The following is a 16,276-nucleotide window of genomic DNA, read 5'->3' on the forward strand; positions in this document are numbered from 1 at the left end:
AATAATGAGCCTGTTCTCCGCTGTCGAAATGGCACCCCGCGATCCAATCCTGGGCCTCAACGAAGCATTCAACGCCGATACCCGGACCACCAAGGTCAACCTGGGCGTCGGTGTGTACTGCAACGAAGAGGGGCGAATTCCCCTGCTGCGCGCCGTGATCGAAGCCGAAACCATTCGCGCTGCTCAGCACGCCTCCCGTGGCTACTTGCCGATCGACGGCATCGCGGCCTACGACCAGGCGGTGCAAAAGCTGCTGTTCGGTAACGACTCGCCGCTGATCGCTGCCGGTCGCATCGTCACCACCCAGGCCGTCGGCGGGACCGGCGCACTGAAAATCGGTGCCGACTTCCTCAAGCAATTGCTGCCGAACGCCGTCGTGGCGATCAGCGACCCGAGCTGGGAAAACCACCGCGCGCTGTTCGAAACCGCCGGTTTCCCGGTGCAGAACTACCGTTACTACGACGCAGCCACCCACGACGTGAACCGTGCCGGCATGCTCGACGACCTCAACGCCCTGCCGAACGGCTCGATCGTTGTGCTGCACGCCTGCTGCCACAACCCGACCGGCGTTGACCTGACCCCGGCCGACTGGAAAAACGTGCTGGACGTGGTCAAGGCCAAAGGTCACGTGCCGTTCCTCGACATGGCTTACCAGGGTTTCGGCGACGGCATCGACGAAGACGCGGCGGCTGTGCGTCTGTTCGCTGAATCGGGCCTGACCTTCTTCGTATCGAGCTCGTTCTCCAAGTCGTTCTCGCTGTACGGCGAGCGCGTTGGCGCCCTGTCGATCGTCAGCGAATCGAAAGAAGAAAGCGCGCGCGTGCTGTCGCAAGTCAAACGCGTGATCCGCACCAACTACTCCAACCCGCCGACCCATGGCGCCAGCGTCGTCGCCGCCGTGCTCAACAGCCCGGAACTGCGCGCCCAGTGGGAAGCCGAACTGGCTGAAATGCGTCTGCGCATTCGCGGCATGCGCGAGCAGATGGTTGCCCTGCTGGCCGAAAAAGCCCCGCAACGTGACTTCAGCTTCGTTGGCCGTCAGCGCGGCATGTTCTCCTACTCCGGCCTGACCACTGAACAAGTGCATCGCCTGCGTAACGAGTTCGGCATCTACGCGCTGGATACCGGCCGTATCTGCGTGGCCGCACTGAACCAGAGCAACATCAAGGCTGTGACAGACGCGATCGTTCAGGTCATCTGATTTCGCTGCGTGATGAAAAACGGGAAGCCTGATGGCTTCCCGTTTTTTATTTGTCCGAGGAAATGCAACATTCCCTCTAAACTGCACACAAATCTGAATTGTGGGAGCGAGCCTGCTCGCGAATGCGGTGGGTCAGTCGCCATTGAGGGTGGCTGACAGCATTCGCGAGCAGGCTCGCTCCCACAGGTTTCGTATACATCCAAGAATTTTGTGAGAAGCCAAATGAAAAACGACAACCTGCGCGCCGACCGTGACGATCTGGATGATTTCATCCCCCGCGCCTCGGCCAAACGTGAAAAAAGCCTGGTGCTGCAAATTGCCGCTGGCGTCTTCCTGGGGGGACTGGTCCTGTGGCTGGTGCAACTGGCGGCGACCGCGGCCTACGCCAAACTGATGCTGGGCACCATCACCTTCGGCAGTTAAGCCAGTTCGCTCGCGCGCTGACTGGCGGCATCGTCATAGGCGACGTAGAGCGATTCGGCGATCTGACTCTTGATCGCCTTGGTGCTTTCAAGACCGAGAACAAACCCTTCAGCCTTGCCGCCAGCGCGGTTCAATTCTTCAGCAGTACTGGCCTGAGTGATCGCGTCGAAGAGTTTCTCGGCGTGCGGTCCCACCCCTTTGGGCAGACTGATCTGTGCAACGCTCATGCGAGCACCTCGCTTGGGCGGGAATTGAGAACGGATTGATTCATGGCGCGTACCTTTTCGGCGAATGGCCGGCAGCGCGTGTGACCACTTCCGGGCGACCATGGTAGACCTGTGAGGCGGTTCCGGTCATCGCTAATCACTGACAAATCACCGTCCGTCCTGACAAATCGAAAAAGTTCATACCCGACGCTTGACTTCTCTTTTTGAATCAGTAACATACGCACCAATTCCGCAATAGCTCAGTTGGTAGAGCAAATGACTGTTAATCATTGGGTCCCTGGTTCGAGTCCAGGTTGTGGAGCCAAATAGCAAAGCCCCTGAATCGAAAGATTCAGGGGCTTTTTTGTGGGCGCTGGAAAATCCCGCGGCAAAACGTAAAAGGCCGATCGGTCCCCAGATCGGCCTTTTTCATACCCTCAGCAATCAGACGTGTTCGCTGCTCTTCACGTGGGGCTTCGGCGCACCGTGACCATGATCATGATCCGAATCGACCTCGATCACCGGCACTTCATTGCCATCGCAATCGTGCAGCTTGCCATCGCTGAAGTAATCACCTTCACGCAGCGCCGCCAGATCGCGATAACGCAAGGTCCGCTCTTCCGCCGCAGCAAACACCGATTGCTGATCCGAGTTGCCGGCAGTGAAGTGGTTGAAGGTCAGGTTCAGCACGATCGCCATGATCGCCGACGAACTGATGCCCGAATGGAAAATGGTCGCGAACCAGCTTGGGAAATGATCGTAGAAGTTCGGCGCGGCAATCGGGATCATGCCGAAGCCGATCGAAGTCGCGACGATGATCAGGTTGACGTTGTTGCGGTAATCCACCTTCGACAGCGTGCGAATCCCGCTCGCCGCCACGGTGCCGAACAGCACGACACCGGCGCCGCCCAGCACCGAAGTCGGCACCGCCGCAATCACCCGGCCCATGAACGGCAGCAGGCCGAGAATCACCAGGAAGATACCGCCGGTGGCCACCACATAACGGCTCTTGATCCCGGTCACCGCCACCAGCCCGACGTTCTGGGCGAACGCGCTCTGAGTGAACGAACCGAAGATCGGTGCAAACATGCTCGACAGCATGTCTGCGCGCAGACCATTGCCCAGGCGCTTGGAGTCGACCTTGGTGCCGATGATTTCACCGACTGCGAGAATATCCGCCGAGGTTTCCACCAGGGTCACCATGACCACAATGCACATCGACAGGATGGCAGCGAAGTGAAAGGTCGGCATGCCGAAGTGGAACGGTGTGGGGAAGCCGAACATCGGCCCTTGCGTGACACCGGAGAAGTCCGCCATGCCAAGGAACACCGCCAGAATCGTGCCGATCACCATGGCCAACAGGATCGACAGACGGGAGATGGTCGAGCTGCCGACCTTGCTCAACAGCAACACCAGCACCAGCGTGACGGCCGCCAGACCGATGTTCTGCATGCTGCCGAAATCCGGCGCGTGGCTGTTGCCACCCATGGCCCAGCGTGCGGCCACCGGCATCAGCGTCAGGCCGATGGTGGTGATCACGATGCCGGTCACCAACGGCGGGAAGAACTTGGTGATTCGCGAGAACACCGGCGTGATCAGCAAGCCGATCAGGGAGGCGGCAATCACCGCGCCCAGCACCGACTGGAAGCCGCCCTCCCCGCCACTGCTGACGATCGCGACCATGGTCGCCACACCCGAGAACGACACACCCTGTACCAGCGGCAACTGACAGCCAAAAAACGGTAGACCCAGGGTTTGCAGCAGTGTCGCCAGCCCCCCCGCAAACAATGAAGCAGCAATCAACAGACCAATGTCCGCCGGCGACAGCCCGGCTGCCTGACCGATGATCAGTGGCACCGCGACGATACCGCCATACATGGTCAAAACATGTTGCAGGCCGTAAGCCATATTCGCGCCGACCCCGAGATTTTCGTCCTCGGGCCGTTGGTGTGAAACATGGGGCGTTTTCATGGTGGGGGGTTCCCTGGTTTTTGTTATGCGCACACTGTATTCAATACTCGTGACAAATGTCCATAGAGTTGTATACAACTTATCAGTCACATAATGGATAGGTAGCCACCCAACCTTCTATCTCGCCTTCTCCATCGCCCACAGATCCGGCAACACATCCCCTCCTGCCCCCGGTTTCTATCGCACCAGGCTGAAGTGTTCATGGCGACCAGCGGTGCACCGTCGCTCTTTTTTATACATATAAAGTATGCATAATGAAGTCATTCCAGATTCAGTTCGACAAAAGCAAGAACGCAGCCAACAAACTCAAGCACAGGGGCGTCAGCCTTGCCGAGACCGAGCCGGTCTTTCACGACGAACGCGCTCTGACGATCGAGGACAACGACCATGACGAACAGCGCTGGATCACCCTCGGTCTCGACGGCAAAGGGCGTTTGCTGGTGGTTGCGTACAGCTATCGCGAAGCCAATGTCGTTCGAATCATTTCTGCACGTGTCGCCACACCGAGCGAACGTTGCGCTTACCTTCTGGAGGCTTGACTGATGAAAGACGAATACGATTTCTCGCAGGGCAAACGCGGTGCCCTGGCGCCCAACAAGGGCAAGACCCGCATCACCATCATGCTCGACGACACCGTCATCGAAGCGGCCCGCAGCGTGGCGGAAAACGAAGGGTTCGGTTATCAGACGGTGATCAACAACACCCTGCGCCATGCCCTGCTGGAGGCTGAAAGCAACCCGCAGCAGGACGCCTTGCCCCACGTCGGGCAATTCAAGCAGGGGATTACCGCCGCCGACCTCAAGAGTCTGGAAAAAAAGCTGTCGGCGGCGGTCGGGGAAATCCGCCGGGTACTGGAGCCGGAAGCCAAACCCTGAAATCAGCCAGGCACGAGCATCCGCGCCAGCGACTGGCGCACGTGCGGCTGGTCTGGCACACGCAGATCAAACTCCTGCTCCAGCACTGCAATCAGTTCATCGACATCTGCCACCTCGCGCCGCTCACTCTCGGCGCCCATGCGATGAATCGCGAAGCTGCCGTTGTTCAGTGTCCGGCGCCAGCCATCACCAGTACGCGCGATCATCAGGCGCTTGGCAAACGGTGACTCGGGATGGGTCGAGACGTACCAGTTGCCGAGGGTGTAATCGATGTCCTCCTGGCGTTGCAGGTCGAACAGGTACATCGAACGCCACTCGCCCGCGACATTGGCACGCAGCATGTAACCGTCGGCCTGTTTCTCGATACGGTAAGACTCGTGCGGTGTCGGCTGTTCAGCTTCGGTATCAAGACGCAGCGGCGCGGTTGGCACCATGCCGCCGAAGCCGACATCGGTGATATAGCGCTCGCCGTCGATAATCACCAGACTCAAGCGATGAGTACGCGCCGTCCACGTGCCTTCGGGTTGCGCCAAGACCACCCGCCCCGAGATGCCACGGGCGTCGAAACCCAATTCCAGCAATAGCGCCAGAAACAGGTTGTTCAGTTCATAGCAGTAGCCGCCCCGGCCATGGTGTAGAACTTTCTGCTCGACGGATGGCAGATCGATCAACACCGGTGCACCCGTGATCGTCGACAGATTCTCGAAGGAAAAGACCCCGGTATGGCGCAACTGTAATTGCCGCAAGGTTTCAAGGGTCGGTGCCGGTGGAGCGTCGAACCCCAGGCGTTGCAGGTACAACGCCGGATTCGCCAGACGTGACTCGCTCATTGCTCAGTCCTTTTGCATGTGGCCGCGGATCGCTGCGCCGATGGCCGACATGTATACGGGATCGCCCCCGGACTCCGACAATTGATTTCGCCAATCAAGACTATCGCCGCTTGCGTGAACCGATGCGAATCCAGGTCGGGGCATGGTCGCTGGCGTGCGGCTCGTTACGCACCCACGCGTCAACCCCGGCCTCGTGCAGATACGGACTGAGTGCAGGGTTAAGCAGCAGATGATCGATGCGCAGGCCGGAGTTGGTTTGCCAATGCTGGCGGAAGTAATCCCAAAACGTGTAGAGACGATCCTCCGGATACAGGTGGCGCAACGAATCGGTCCAACCCTGCGCCAGCAACCGCTGATAACACTCACGGCTCTCGGGTTGCAGCAACGCATCCTTGAGCCAGGAGCGGGTGTTGTAGATGTCCATGTCGGTAGGCACCACGTTGTAATCACCGGCCAGCACCACCGGATGATCGCTGCTTTGCAGGTCTTTCGCGTAGCGGATCAGGCGTTCGAACCAGGCCAGTTTGTAGTCGAACTTCGGCCCCGGTTGCGGGTTGCCGTTGGGCAGGTACAGGCACCCGACCAGCACACCGTGCACCGCCGCCTCCAGATAACGGCTGTGCTTGTCCTCGGGATCGCCCGGCAGGCCACGACGACTCTCCAGCGGTTGCGCATCGCGGGCGAGGATCGCCACCCCGTTCCATGACGCCTGACCGTGCCAGATCGCGCCGTAACCGGCCGCCTCCAGCTCGGCGGCGGGGAATGCGCTGTCCACCGACTTGAGTTCCTGCAGACACGCGATGTCCGGTTGCTCGCGCTTAAGCCACGCCAGCAGGTTCGGCAATCGTGCGCGCAGGCCGTTGACGTTGAAGGTGGCAATCCGCAGGTTTTTCATCGGCCAGGCTCCGGCGAACAAGGTGTGAAAATTGTGACCTTGGGCTGGCGACGGTGGTTGCATCGGATCGGCTGGCTGCGGCGTAATAGGCACTCGCCATCCGCCTGACCTGCCGAGACCCGACCCCATGCCCATCACGCTGCAAGGCCCGCGCATCCTTCTGCGCCCGCTTCAGTACAGCGACGCCGACGCCCTGCTCCACGCTGCCGCCGACGGCGAGCTGTGGAACCTCACCGTCACCGTGGTGCCGTCGGCGAGCACCGTCGACAGCTACCTGAAAAAAGCCCTCGACGGCCGCGACGCAGGCACTGTCATGCCGTTTGTGATTGTGTTGAAGGATAGCGGCGAAGTGATCGGCTCGACGCGTTTCTGGAAGATCGATCCGCTCAATCGCAAACTGGAAATCGGCAGCAGCTGGATCTCGGCGCGCTGGCAGAAATCCTTCGTCAACACCGAAGCCAAGTATCTGATGCTGCGCCATGCCTTCGAAGTGCTCGACTGCGTGCGGGTGCAGTTCACCACCGACGAGAACAACCAGAAGTCACGCAATGCGATTTTACGCCTCGGTGCGCAGCAGGAAGGCATCGTGCGCCACGAGCGGATCATGCCGGACGGGCGCAAGCGCAACTCGGTGCGCTTCAGCATCATCGATGACGAGTGGCCGCAGGTACGACTGGCGCTGGAGCAGAAACTGGCTGACGAGCGACGCTGAATTTCGGTAACCGCTCGTCAGCCAATCGGCACCAACGGCGAGCGCTGTCAGACCAAAGTCAGGTAACCGACCCTTTCTGGAGACGTAACATGACAATGCGCACACTCACCTCTTTGTTGCTCGCCGGCCTGCTCGCCAGCGCCTCGGCTGCCAGCTTCGCGGCCAACGACAGTTCCGCCACCTCCGGCACCAACCCCGATGTCAACAAAAGCACGCCCAAGCCACCGGACAATACCCCGGGCGCGCCGGCCGGCAGTAACAGCGCTGGCAGCCCCGGTTCGGGCAATGGCACTGGCACCAACGGCGGCGCCATGGGTTCGGGCTCGGGAGCTGGCGGCGGCACCGGTGCGGCGGGCGGGGGGACTGGCGGCGCGGGCGGTGGCTCGGGCAGCTGAATGAACCGGCGTGACGGTTGGTGATGAGAACACATCCTGTGCGAGGGAGCGCACTCACCTCGCACAGTTAAAGCCTGGATGCTTCAGCGATCCGAACGAATCAGCTCGGCGAAGCCTGCGTCCAGCGACAACACCGCCGCGCGATTGCGCCCGGCATTTTTCGCCTGGTACAACGCCGCGTCGGCGCGCTGGATAAATACTTCCAGGCTGTCATTGCCGCTGGGAATGAACGAGTAACAGCCCAGGCTCACCGTCAGATACCCGGTCGGCGAACCGCTGTGGGTGATGCGCTTGTCCATCACGCTGCGACGAATCTGCCCGGCAATCGCCAGCGCGCCGTTGATGTCAGTGTCCGGCAGCAGCACCGCGAACTCCTCGCCTCCGTAACGCACCGCGAGGTCGGCCTTGCGCTGGCAGCAATTTTTCAACACCTGGGCCACCTGAGTCAGGCAATGGTCGCCCGCCACATGCCCGTAGGCATCGTTGTAGCGCTTGAAGAAATCGATATCGAGCATGATCAGGCCGACCGGGCTCGACTGCCGTGCACCGCGGGCAAACTCGATCTCCAGCGAACGCTCGAACAATCTCCGATTGGCGAGCCCCGTCAGGCTGTCGTGGGTAGCGATCTGCTCCAGCGCCCGTTGCGCCTTGCGCAGATTTCTCTCGATGCGCTCGCCGTCGCGCACCTGATGAATGAACACCCAGCCAAACAATCCGACGCCAAGGATCACCAGCGCAACGATCACGCTGGACTGAAAGGCCCGCTCATACCAACCCTTGAGTATCGTGTCGCGCGATGACGCCGCCGCGACCACCAGCGGGTACGACGCCAACTGCCGGTAGCCGTACAAACGCACCACGCCATCAACCACCGACCGGATCATCGCGGTGCCGGCCGGGGCTTCAGGCAGCAGTTTCTGATAAATCCTGCCTCGCGCCAGCGATGAACCGATCAGGCTTTCGTCAAACGGCCGCCGCGCCAGCAGGGTGCCGTCCTTGAGACCGAGAAACATGATGCCGTTGTCATCGAGGCTGAAGCTTTTGAAGAACCGGTCGAAGTACGCCATCTTGATCCCGGCCATCAGCACACCCTGAAAATTGCCGGCACGGTCATTGATGCGTTTCGAGATAGGGATAATCCACTCGCCATTCTTGCGGCTGCGAATCGCCGGGCCGATGTGCGCCACGGTGGAGACGTTCTGCTGGTGAAACTTGAAGTATTCGCGGTCGGCCACGCCGTCGCCACGGGGCAAGTCGGGAAACGAGGTAATCACCCACTGGCCCTCGCGGTCGAACAGGAACATGCCGTGCAGTTGTTCCAGTTGCTGCACCCGACGGGCGAAGGTCTTTTGCAGGCGCGGTCGTTGCGCGGCACCGTAACCATCATCCTCGACCCAGTCGGCCAGACTGGTAAGCACCAGGTCGGCGGCCAGAAACGTGTCTTCGGCCTGCTGCGCCATGGCCCGGGTCAGGTTGGTGGAGGCGATCTGCGCGTTCGCCAGATCCTGGCGCCGCGTCTGTTCCAGCTGCAAATAAAGCAAGCCGGACAGGCACAGGCACACCGCAACGATGAACAGCGCTGCCGCCTTGCGCAGCGGCAGGCGTTTAAGCGTGCCGGGAGTCTGATGCGGGTCGTGAATGGGGATTGGCAAAAACGTGTCCTGGGCAGGTACGACAGGGGCGGCAGCCCGAAACCCTTACTTTTCGTGAGCGTAGCCCACCGGAATGCGCACGGCAAACCGCAGCGCCAACACATTCCTGCCCAGTTGTATCGGCGCGTGAGGGATTTGGATGAACGCTGCGCGGCGATTTATTTTCAGTTGCCGTTTTGCGCGTGATCAGCGGCGATTGCTCAAGCCACGGATCGCGCTTTGCGGATCGCCCTCGCGTACCTGCGCAGGGCAATCGCGCGGGGCACCCGTTACAGCTAAAGGGGTTTGTTGATTTCCCGCAGCAGGTCTGCGACCGGGATGTTCATGGAGTTTGAGTAGTAGGGTTTGTAGCCGTAGGCGGTGACGACGACTTTGCAGGGAATTTGTTGTTTGTTGGCGAGAAGCTGGTTCAGTTCTGTTGCTGACAGATTTCTTTCAGAACTTCGGTTGCTGGAGGTTTCACTCAGGAATGCGCGGGTGAAGCAGGAAAACTTTGCCTTCCTGTCTTCATTTTTATCCGACCGTATCAAACCGGATGCGGAAAACTGTATGGCTTTGCCTACTGAGAAATCATGATCATCCGCCAAGGCGCAATGAAGCATGCCCGAAATCATCCCGACTCGCTCTCCGCGACCAAAAAGATCCAACACATCAACGTCTGACTGATAACGGATGAGGTAGAGCAGCGACTTTTCTCTTTCCACAGACTCGAAGCTCAGGTTTGCGGGAGGCTTTACGTGGTCCTTCGCACAACCAGAGCACATAGCGAGTAAACCGCAAAGGAGTAGCCTTTACATCATGGAAACTCCTTCATGATTGAATCAAAAAGCATATCGCCTGCCGACTTGCTCCCGGCAATACGGGCAGTAAACAACCCCAATGCATTTGCATGATTTGTGTCTACATTGACGTTCAATGAAGGGCCGCAGGAGATAAGCCACTTTTCACCAAAATCAGCGACCCCATCTGACGAATCTCTTTTAGTTGGCATCGCTTTGACATTGATCCAGTCGGCAGCAATCGGATCGGGGCGTTCAAGCCATTGATCAACACCGTCGAGGAAACGCCGCCAGTAATGGGGCTACCGCACGCTGATTTATCAGTCATCCGCGCAGCCGCCAGACCATCAAAATTTACATTCGGGGAGCCATTGGCAATCGGATTGGTGCCGTGTACCGGGAGTGGGCAGGCGGTTGGATCAGTGACGCGGGCGGCGGGTTTTCCGCTCATGAACAGCTCCTTGCAGTGTTGCGGGGTCATCCTTTTGATGGGGCGCAAGCATGCGTGAATTTTTCAGGAGCTTCAAACCTTCACAAAAAAAGGCGCCCGATCGGGCGCCTTTTTTTCTATTCGTGGAAACCGCTGACGACATCAACGCGACGGCGGCACCCGGATATCCCCCGCCCGGCACTGCGTTTTCACGCCCTTGCCGCACGCGCCGAACTGCAGATCCTTGCCCATGCACACCCGCACTTCCGACAGTTCCGGACCGCTGCAGACTACCGCGATACCATCCGCTGGAATCCCCGGGTTGGCCTTGCGGAACAGGTCGGCGATTTCCTGGGCTTCAAAGTAGTAGGAATTGCTGAACGGTTGCAGCTCTTGGGGGATTTTCACCGCGCCGACGGCTTTGTCCGCTTCGTCCAGATACCCCATCGCGCCCAGACCGCTGCAGGTGCCGTGCTTGGACCATTCGTGGTCGAGCAGTTTCTTGGTCGGGAACAACGTCAGGCCTTTGGTCGTTTCCGCCGCCGACAGCGTGGTCAGCGGCGGGCAGGATTCCGGCCAGCCGCCGTTGGCGTATTGCGGCCACAAACCGTGCAGCACGAAGCCGTAGCCCTTGCCGGAACATTGCACGTCATCTTTATGGGTCAGGCAGAACGTCGGTGACCAGGACAACGTCAGCAGGTAGTAATCGAACTGCCCCGCTACCGCTTCCGTTTGCACTTTGCTGGCGTGCGACTGACGCGCCGAACTCAAGCCGATGCTACCGGCCGTCAGCGCGATCAGCGCCAGAATTGTAAACAGTTTTTTCATGTACCCGCTCCTTGGGACGCCTGCGTCCGTGGTTTTCGATCCTGGCCAGATTTGGCCAGCGCTGATTTCGACATGCTTGTGTTGCAAGCGCATGACGCAAGACAACGCCGTACGCCGTTGAAAGGTCTACGATTAACAGGCAGACATCAAACCAAGGGATCCGAAATGAGTAAAGCAGACGAACTGGCCGCCAAACTCAAGCAAACCCGGCACGCCCATGCGGATGCCGCGCTGGAGATCGATTGCTGGCCGGCGCAGGTCTATGACCTGTACCACCGCATCGAGGCCTGGCTGCAGCCAGTCACCGAAGTCGGCCTGAAAATCCGCCGCAATCCGACCCACGTTTGCGAAAGCTCGCCCGATGGCGAAAGCCACGATTACGCGATCGACCAACTGGTGATAGAAGCCAACGATCAAACCCTGACATTTGATCCCATCGCGCGTTTTACCGAGGACGGCGCCGGGCGCGTGCAGATCACCCTGCCCGAGCGCAACACCTATCTGCTGCGCACCGTCGATGAACACCACGAAAGTCATTGGTGGTTGCAGACGGTTGAAACCGGTCAGGAGCTGGATGCGATTGCGCTGACCGAGAACAACCTGTTGCAGGTGGTGCAGGAAGGTCTGGGGCTTTAGGTATTCCCTGTCACCATCAAGATTGAGTGCTCGATCCGCCACACTCAACGGCCAGATTTCCTAAAGAATTCTGGCCGTTTGTCGTTACAGGACCACTAACCGAACCCGATGGAAAATCTGACCGCATGGATGCCTTGACAGTAACGACGCTTACGCAGTTCTTTAAACGCAATTTCAAACGGGTTCTTGATTACTGGAGCCAGATCACCGTCACACTGGGCTTTCTCGGTGCAGGGCTGGCGATCCTTGGGTTGTACGCCTACACGCGTGCGATTGGCCGTACAGACCTTTTTCTGGCCGGTAGCGATGCCAAGTCAGCGCTTGCCATCTGGCTTCTACTGATCGTGCTGATTATGGTGAGTTACCTGATCGTCCTATCTTCCAGCGCCCTGCTCTACGGCATCACCGTCTCGATGTTCGATAAGATCCCCGACAGACACAGTCGGATCGCAAGCTGGTTGGTGCTTCCGCTGTTTTTTGGTTTCTGCACTTTCACCATTCTGCTGTTCAGGTTCTCAAACAAACTCAGTGCCGGATATTCGATGCTGATTGTTTTTGGGGTAACCCTGCTCGTCTACTTCGCGCTTTTCCTGATCAAGCCCTTTCGTGAGATTTTCAACGAAAATACCGAAGGATGGGTGAACTGGAAGAAAGAAGTCTTTCGAGCCATTGTCGGTGGTATCGTCGGCTTTACCGTTCTATGCGCCTCACTTCCCACCTTGCTGATCATCACCACTTACGTCGGCGAAGATACGACTGAAGCTGTATCAGCTGTTGGGCTGTTTTCCCTTGGCACGCTTACTTTCAGTCTCTTCCCTGTTTTCATCTTTTACATCAGTAAAGGCCATGTCTTCGCGCGTATTGCTTATGGAATCACGGCAGCTCTGGCGTTGTTCAGCATGTATCTTGCGGCATGGCCCGGGGCAATGCCGAGCATCACCTACGCAGCCGCCGGAAATCTGGCTATCCGTCAAATGCCGGCGCGTTTCATTCTGGATGAAAACATCAGCCTGAGCGATGTGGATAACAGACAGTGGCGCACCACACTCATTGACAAGAAAAAGATCGAAGTCACGGCATTTCCGTTGTTCGCCTTCGGCGACATTTTGCTGTTGTGCAGCAGAGATTTGTTGCGCTTGAACCTGTACGACCTGCCTCGCTACACAGGTTTCTGCATCGCCACACGCAGCAGCAAAGTGACCCAAAAACCATGGCGCCCCGGGCTTGCACGTGCGCTCACCTGGCAACAGCACGCAGAGCACGTTCTGGGCTGGGAGCATTTGCGCTCAGCTGTTTTAAAACCCATTCACGCATCACCACGAGCGCTGGAGTTCAAACGCTTGAGTGAGCAGACGGCTGAACCTGTCAAAACTGTAATCCCCCTCTCAGCCAACTGAAAGCCAGCGCTGGTTAGCCTCCCCGTCATGTGTCAAACGGGGACTTCCAGCGCATGCCTTCCAACACTTCAAGACGCACCTTCGTCAAAGGTCTTGCCGCCAGCGGCCTGCTCGGCGGCCTCGGCCTGTGGCGCGCGCCGGTCTGGGCGCTGAGCGGGCCGGGGCCGATCACTGAACTGAGCGGCAGTGAGTTCGAGCTGTTCATCGGCGAAACCCCGGTCAACTTCACCGGCAGCCCACGCACCGCGCTGACCATCAATGGCAGCCTGCCCGGACCGCTGCTGCGCTGGCGCGAGGGCGACACGGTGACGCTGCGGGTGCGCAACCGGCTCAAGGACAGCACCTCGATTCACTGGCACGGCATCCTGCTGCCGGCCAACATGGACGGCGTGCCGGGGCTGAGTTTCCATGGCATCGAACCGGGCGGCGTGTACGTCTACCAATTCAAGGTGCGGCAGCACGGCACCTACTGGTATCACAGCCATTCCGGGTTGCAGGAACAGGCCGGGGTCTACGGGCCGCTGGTGATCGACGCCAAGGAGCCGGAGCCGTTCCAGTACGACCGCGACTACGTGGTGATGCTCAGCGACTGGACCGACGAAGACCCGGTCAGCCTGATGAAGACGCTGAAAAAGCAGTCCGACTACTACAACTACCACAAGCGCACCGTCGGCGATTTCATCGACGACGTCAGCGAAAAAGGCTGGGGCGCCACCGTCGCCGACCGCACCATGTGGGCCGAAATGAAGATGAACCCCACTGACATCGCTGACGTCAGTGGCGCCACCTACACCTTCCTGATCAACGGCCACGCTCCCGACGCCAACTGGACCGGACTGTTTCGCCCCGGCGAAAAACTGCGCCTGCGCCTGATCAATGGCTCGGCCATGACCTACTTCGACGTGCGCATTCCCGGACTGAAAATGACCGTGGTCGCCGCCGATGGTCTGCACGTCAAACCGGTCAGCGTCGATGAGCTGCGCATCGCGGTGGCGGAAACCTACGACGTGATCGTCGAACCCGCCGCCGAGGCCCACACCCTGTTCGCCCAGGCCATGGACCGCACGGGTTACGCCCGCGCCACCCTGGCCACGCGCGCCGGTATGTCAGCCCCGGTGCCTGCGCTGGACCCACGTCCGTTGGTGACCATGGACGACATGGGCATGGGCGGTATGGATCACGGCTCGATGGACATGCGCGACATGGCGGGCATGGATCACTCGGCGATGGGCCCGATGCAATCGCACCCCGCCAGCGAGAAAGACAATCCGCTGGTGGACATGCAAGCCATGAGCACCGCGCCCAAACTCGATGACCCAGGCCTGGGGCTGCGCAACAACGGTCGCCGCGTGCTGACCTACGCCGACCTGCGCAGCACCTTCGAAGACCCGGATGGCCGCGACCCCGGCCGCACGGTCGAGCTGCACCTGACCGGGCACATGGAGAAGTTCGCCTGGTCGTTCAACGGCATCAAGTTCTCCGACGCCGAGCCGCTGCGCCTCACGTACGGCGAGCGCATTCGCCTGGTGCTGGTCAACGACACGATGATGACTCACCCCATCCACCTGCACGGCATGTGGAGCGATCTGGAAGACCAAAACGGCGACTTCCAGGTGCGCAAACACACCATCGACATGCCGCCCGGCACCCGCCGCAGTTACCGGATGACGGCCGATGCATTGGGCCGCTGGGCCTATCACTGCCATCTGCTCTATCACATGGAAATGGGCATGTTCCGCGAAGTGCGGGTGGAAGAATGAAGGGGCCGATCATGACTCCAATCGCAGCGCTCTGCGTGTTGCTCATCGGCACTGGCGCCATGGCGGCCAACGACATGCCGGGCATGGATCACAGCCAGATGTCCGGCATGGATCACTCGATGCAAAGCATGGACGACGGCATGATGCAGCCCGCCGCGCCCACCGAAAGCCGCACACCGATCCCGGTGCTGACCGACGCCGACCGCGCCGCGGTGTTCACAAGCCCCGGCGGCCATCAGGTACACGACAGCGCAATCAACGGCTACTTCCTCGCCGACAAACTCGAATGGCAGGACGCCGCTGACGGCAGCGCGCTCGCTTGGGATCTGTCCGGCTGGATTGGCGGCGACATCGATCGCCTGTGGCTGCGCTCCGAAGGCGAACGCAGCAAGGGCAAGATTGAAGACGCCGAGTTCCAGGCCTTGTGGGGCCACGCCATTTCGCCGTGGTGGGACGTGGTCAGCGGCGTGCGCCAGGACTTCAAACCCGGCGCGCCGCAAACCTGGGCCGCGTTCGGTTTGCAGGGCATGGCGCTGTACAACTTCGAGGCCGAGGCCACCGCGTTTATCGGCGAGGGCGGGCAAAGCGCGCTGCGGCTGGAGGGCGACTACGACATTCTGTTGACCAACCGTTTGATCCTGCAGCCCACCGCCGAACTCAACGTCTACGGCAAAAACGACCCGCAAAGGGGTCTCGGCTCCGGTCTGTCGAACACCGAAGCCGGCCTGCGCCTGCGTTATGAAATCCGCCGCGAATTTGCGCCGTACATCGGCGTGACGTGGAACCGCACCTACGGCAACACCGCCGATTACGCCCGCGAAGAAGGCGAGGATCGCAGCGAAGCGCGCCTCGTGCTCGGTGTGCGGATGTGGTTCTGAATTCCATTAGCCAATAACCCAGAGGTCTTGCATGCGCACGTTGACTATCACCCTTGTACTCGCCAGCGGATTGCTCTTGAGCACCCTCGCCCAGGCCCACCCGAAACTGCTGTCGTCGACCCCGGCCGAAGGCGCCGACGGCGCAGCACCCGGCAAAATCGAACTGCACTTTTCCGAGAACCTGCTGGCCCGGTTTTCCGGCGCCAAACTGGTGATGACCGAGATGCCCGGCATGGCCCATTCGCCGATGCCGATGAAGGCCAGGGTCAGCGCCGGCAGCGACCCGAAAACCATGCTCGTCACCCCGCTCGACCCGCTGCCTGCCGGCACCTACAAAGTCGAGTGGCGCGCGGTGTCGTCTGACACACACCCGATCACCGGCAACGTCACGTTCAAAGTGCAGTGAGC

General features: G+C 59.8%; 18 protein-coding genes, 1 tRNA gene and 1 pseudogene. 12 read left to right on the forward strand and 8 right to left on the reverse strand.

Annotated features, from left to right (window positions below; translation table 11 throughout):
• The first annotated feature begins 4 nt into the window (after positions 1 to 4).
• On the forward strand, positions 5 to 1,201 hold the full coding sequence (locus tag AC0J41_RS16335) for an amino acid aminotransferase (protein ID WP_025111170.1): 1,197 nt from the start codon (positions 5 to 7) through the stop codon (positions 1,199 to 1,201).
• A gap of 222 nt (positions 1,202 to 1,423) precedes the next feature.
• Positions 1,424 to 1,624: a hypothetical protein gene (locus AC0J41_RS16340; protein ID WP_025111169.1), complete on the forward strand. Its 201-nt coding sequence runs from the start codon at positions 1,424 to 1,426 to the stop codon at positions 1,622 to 1,624.
• Here AC0J41_RS16340 and AC0J41_RS16345 read toward each other — a convergent pair.
• Entirely contained in the window at positions 1,621 to 1,851 is a 231-nt protein-coding gene (locus AC0J41_RS16345) for a hypothetical protein (RefSeq protein WP_025111168.1), read from the reverse strand. The genes AC0J41_RS16340 and AC0J41_RS16345 overlap by 4 nt on opposite strands.
• A gap of 228 nt (positions 1,852 to 2,079) precedes the next feature.
• Here AC0J41_RS16345 and AC0J41_RS16350 point away from each other — a divergent pair.
• A tRNA-Asn gene (locus AC0J41_RS16350) sits at positions 2,080 to 2,155 on the forward strand.
• A gap of 119 nt (positions 2,156 to 2,274) precedes the next feature.
• Here AC0J41_RS16350 and AC0J41_RS16355 read toward each other — a convergent pair.
• Complete coding sequence (locus AC0J41_RS16355; RefSeq protein WP_473013031.1) at positions 2,275 to 3,801, reverse strand: nucleobase:cation symporter-2 family protein; 1,527 nt, start codon at positions 3,799 to 3,801, stop codon at positions 2,275 to 2,277.
• A 254-nt stretch (positions 3,802 to 4,055) separates the two neighbouring features.
• Here AC0J41_RS16355 and AC0J41_RS16360 point away from each other — a divergent pair, with 254 nt between their 5' ends.
• Complete coding sequence (locus AC0J41_RS16360) at positions 4,056 to 4,340, forward strand: BrnT family toxin (RefSeq protein ID WP_473013032.1); 285 nt, start codon at positions 4,056 to 4,058, stop codon at positions 4,338 to 4,340.
• Positions 4,341 to 4,343: 3 nt separating this feature from the next.
• On the forward strand, positions 4,344 to 4,676 hold the full coding sequence (locus tag AC0J41_RS16365) for a BrnA antitoxin family protein (protein ID WP_473013033.1): 333 nt from the start codon (positions 4,344 to 4,346) through the stop codon (positions 4,674 to 4,676).
• 2 nt (positions 4,677 to 4,678) lie between these two features.
• Here AC0J41_RS16365 and AC0J41_RS16370 read toward each other — a convergent pair whose 3' ends face one another.
• On the reverse strand, positions 4,679 to 5,506 hold the full coding sequence (locus tag AC0J41_RS16370) for an arylamine N-acetyltransferase family protein (RefSeq protein WP_473013034.1): 828 nt from the start codon (positions 5,504 to 5,506) through the stop codon (positions 4,679 to 4,681).
• Positions 5,507 to 5,606: 100 nt separating this feature from the next.
• A complete protein-coding gene (locus tag AC0J41_RS16375) occupies positions 5,607 to 6,401 on the reverse strand; it encodes an exodeoxyribonuclease III (protein WP_473013035.1) in 795 nt (264 codons plus the stop codon).
• 127 nt (positions 6,402 to 6,528) lie between these two features.
• Between AC0J41_RS16375 and AC0J41_RS16380 the strand changes: the two genes are divergently transcribed.
• Together AC0J41_RS16380 and AC0J41_RS16385 are read left to right on the forward strand one after the other, a co-directional pair.
• Positions 6,529 to 7,113, forward strand: coding sequence for a GNAT family N-acetyltransferase (locus tag AC0J41_RS16380; protein ID WP_473013036.1), 585 nt, complete (start codon positions 6,529 to 6,531; stop codon positions 7,111 to 7,113).
• A gap of 89 nt (positions 7,114 to 7,202) precedes the next feature.
• On the forward strand, positions 7,203 to 7,508 hold the full coding sequence (locus AC0J41_RS16385) for a hypothetical protein (RefSeq protein WP_025111161.1): 306 nt from the start codon (positions 7,203 to 7,205) through the stop codon (positions 7,506 to 7,508).
• Positions 7,509 to 7,591: 83 nt separating this feature from the next.
• On the opposite strand, the gene AC0J41_RS16390 is transcribed toward AC0J41_RS16385, so the two are convergent.
• The 4 genes and pseudogenes from AC0J41_RS16390 to AC0J41_RS16405 all read right to left on the reverse strand — a co-directional run bounded on the left by AC0J41_RS16390 (position 7,592) and on the right by AC0J41_RS16405 (position 11,197).
• Positions 7,592 to 9,160: a sensor domain-containing diguanylate cyclase gene (locus AC0J41_RS16390; protein WP_473013037.1), complete on the reverse strand. Its 1,569-nt coding sequence runs from the start codon at positions 9,158 to 9,160 to the stop codon at positions 7,592 to 7,594.
• A 275-nt stretch (positions 9,161 to 9,435) separates the two neighbouring features.
• Complete coding sequence (locus AC0J41_RS16395; RefSeq protein ID WP_473013038.1) at positions 9,436 to 9,924, reverse strand: hypothetical protein; 489 nt, start codon at positions 9,922 to 9,924, stop codon at positions 9,436 to 9,438.
• 265 nt (positions 9,925 to 10,189) lie between these two features.
• Positions 10,190 to 10,390 (reverse strand): annotated as a pseudogene (locus AC0J41_RS16400) (PAAR domain-containing protein); the annotation flags it as partial.
• Positions 10,391 to 10,531: 141 nt separating this feature from the next.
• Positions 10,532 to 11,197, reverse strand: a complete 666-nt coding sequence (locus AC0J41_RS16405) for a ribonuclease T2 (protein ID WP_025111158.1) — start codon at positions 11,195 to 11,197, stop codon at positions 10,532 to 10,534.
• A gap of 165 nt (positions 11,198 to 11,362) precedes the next feature.
• Between AC0J41_RS16405 and AC0J41_RS16410 the strand changes: the two genes are divergently transcribed.
• The 5 genes from AC0J41_RS16410 (at position 11,363) to copC (ending at position 16,274) form a co-directional block, all read left to right on the forward strand.
• On the forward strand, positions 11,363 to 11,833 hold the full coding sequence (locus AC0J41_RS16410; RefSeq protein ID WP_025111155.1) for a hypothetical protein: 471 nt from the start codon (positions 11,363 to 11,365) through the stop codon (positions 11,831 to 11,833).
• A 125-nt stretch (positions 11,834 to 11,958) separates the two neighbouring features.
• A complete protein-coding gene (locus tag AC0J41_RS16415; protein WP_473013039.1) occupies positions 11,959 to 13,230 on the forward strand; it encodes a hypothetical protein in 1,272 nt (423 codons plus the stop codon).
• Positions 13,231 to 13,283: 53 nt separating this feature from the next.
• Positions 13,284 to 14,990: a copper resistance system multicopper oxidase gene (locus tag AC0J41_RS16420; protein WP_473013040.1), complete on the forward strand. Its 1,707-nt coding sequence runs from the start codon at positions 13,284 to 13,286 to the stop codon at positions 14,988 to 14,990.
• An 11-nt stretch (positions 14,991 to 15,001) separates the two neighbouring features.
• Positions 15,002 to 15,868 (forward strand): copper resistance protein B, encoded by an 867-nt coding sequence (locus AC0J41_RS16425; RefSeq protein ID WP_473013041.1) that lies wholly within the window; start codon positions 15,002 to 15,004, stop codon positions 15,866 to 15,868.
• Between the two features lie 31 nt (positions 15,869 to 15,899).
• A complete protein-coding gene (gene copC / locus AC0J41_RS16430) occupies positions 15,900 to 16,274 on the forward strand; it encodes a copper homeostasis periplasmic binding protein CopC (RefSeq protein WP_473013042.1) in 375 nt (124 codons plus the stop codon).
• Positions 16,275 to 16,276 lie beyond the last annotated feature (2 nt).

The organism is Pseudomonas sp. Arb-4-2C, from assembly GCF_055755015.1.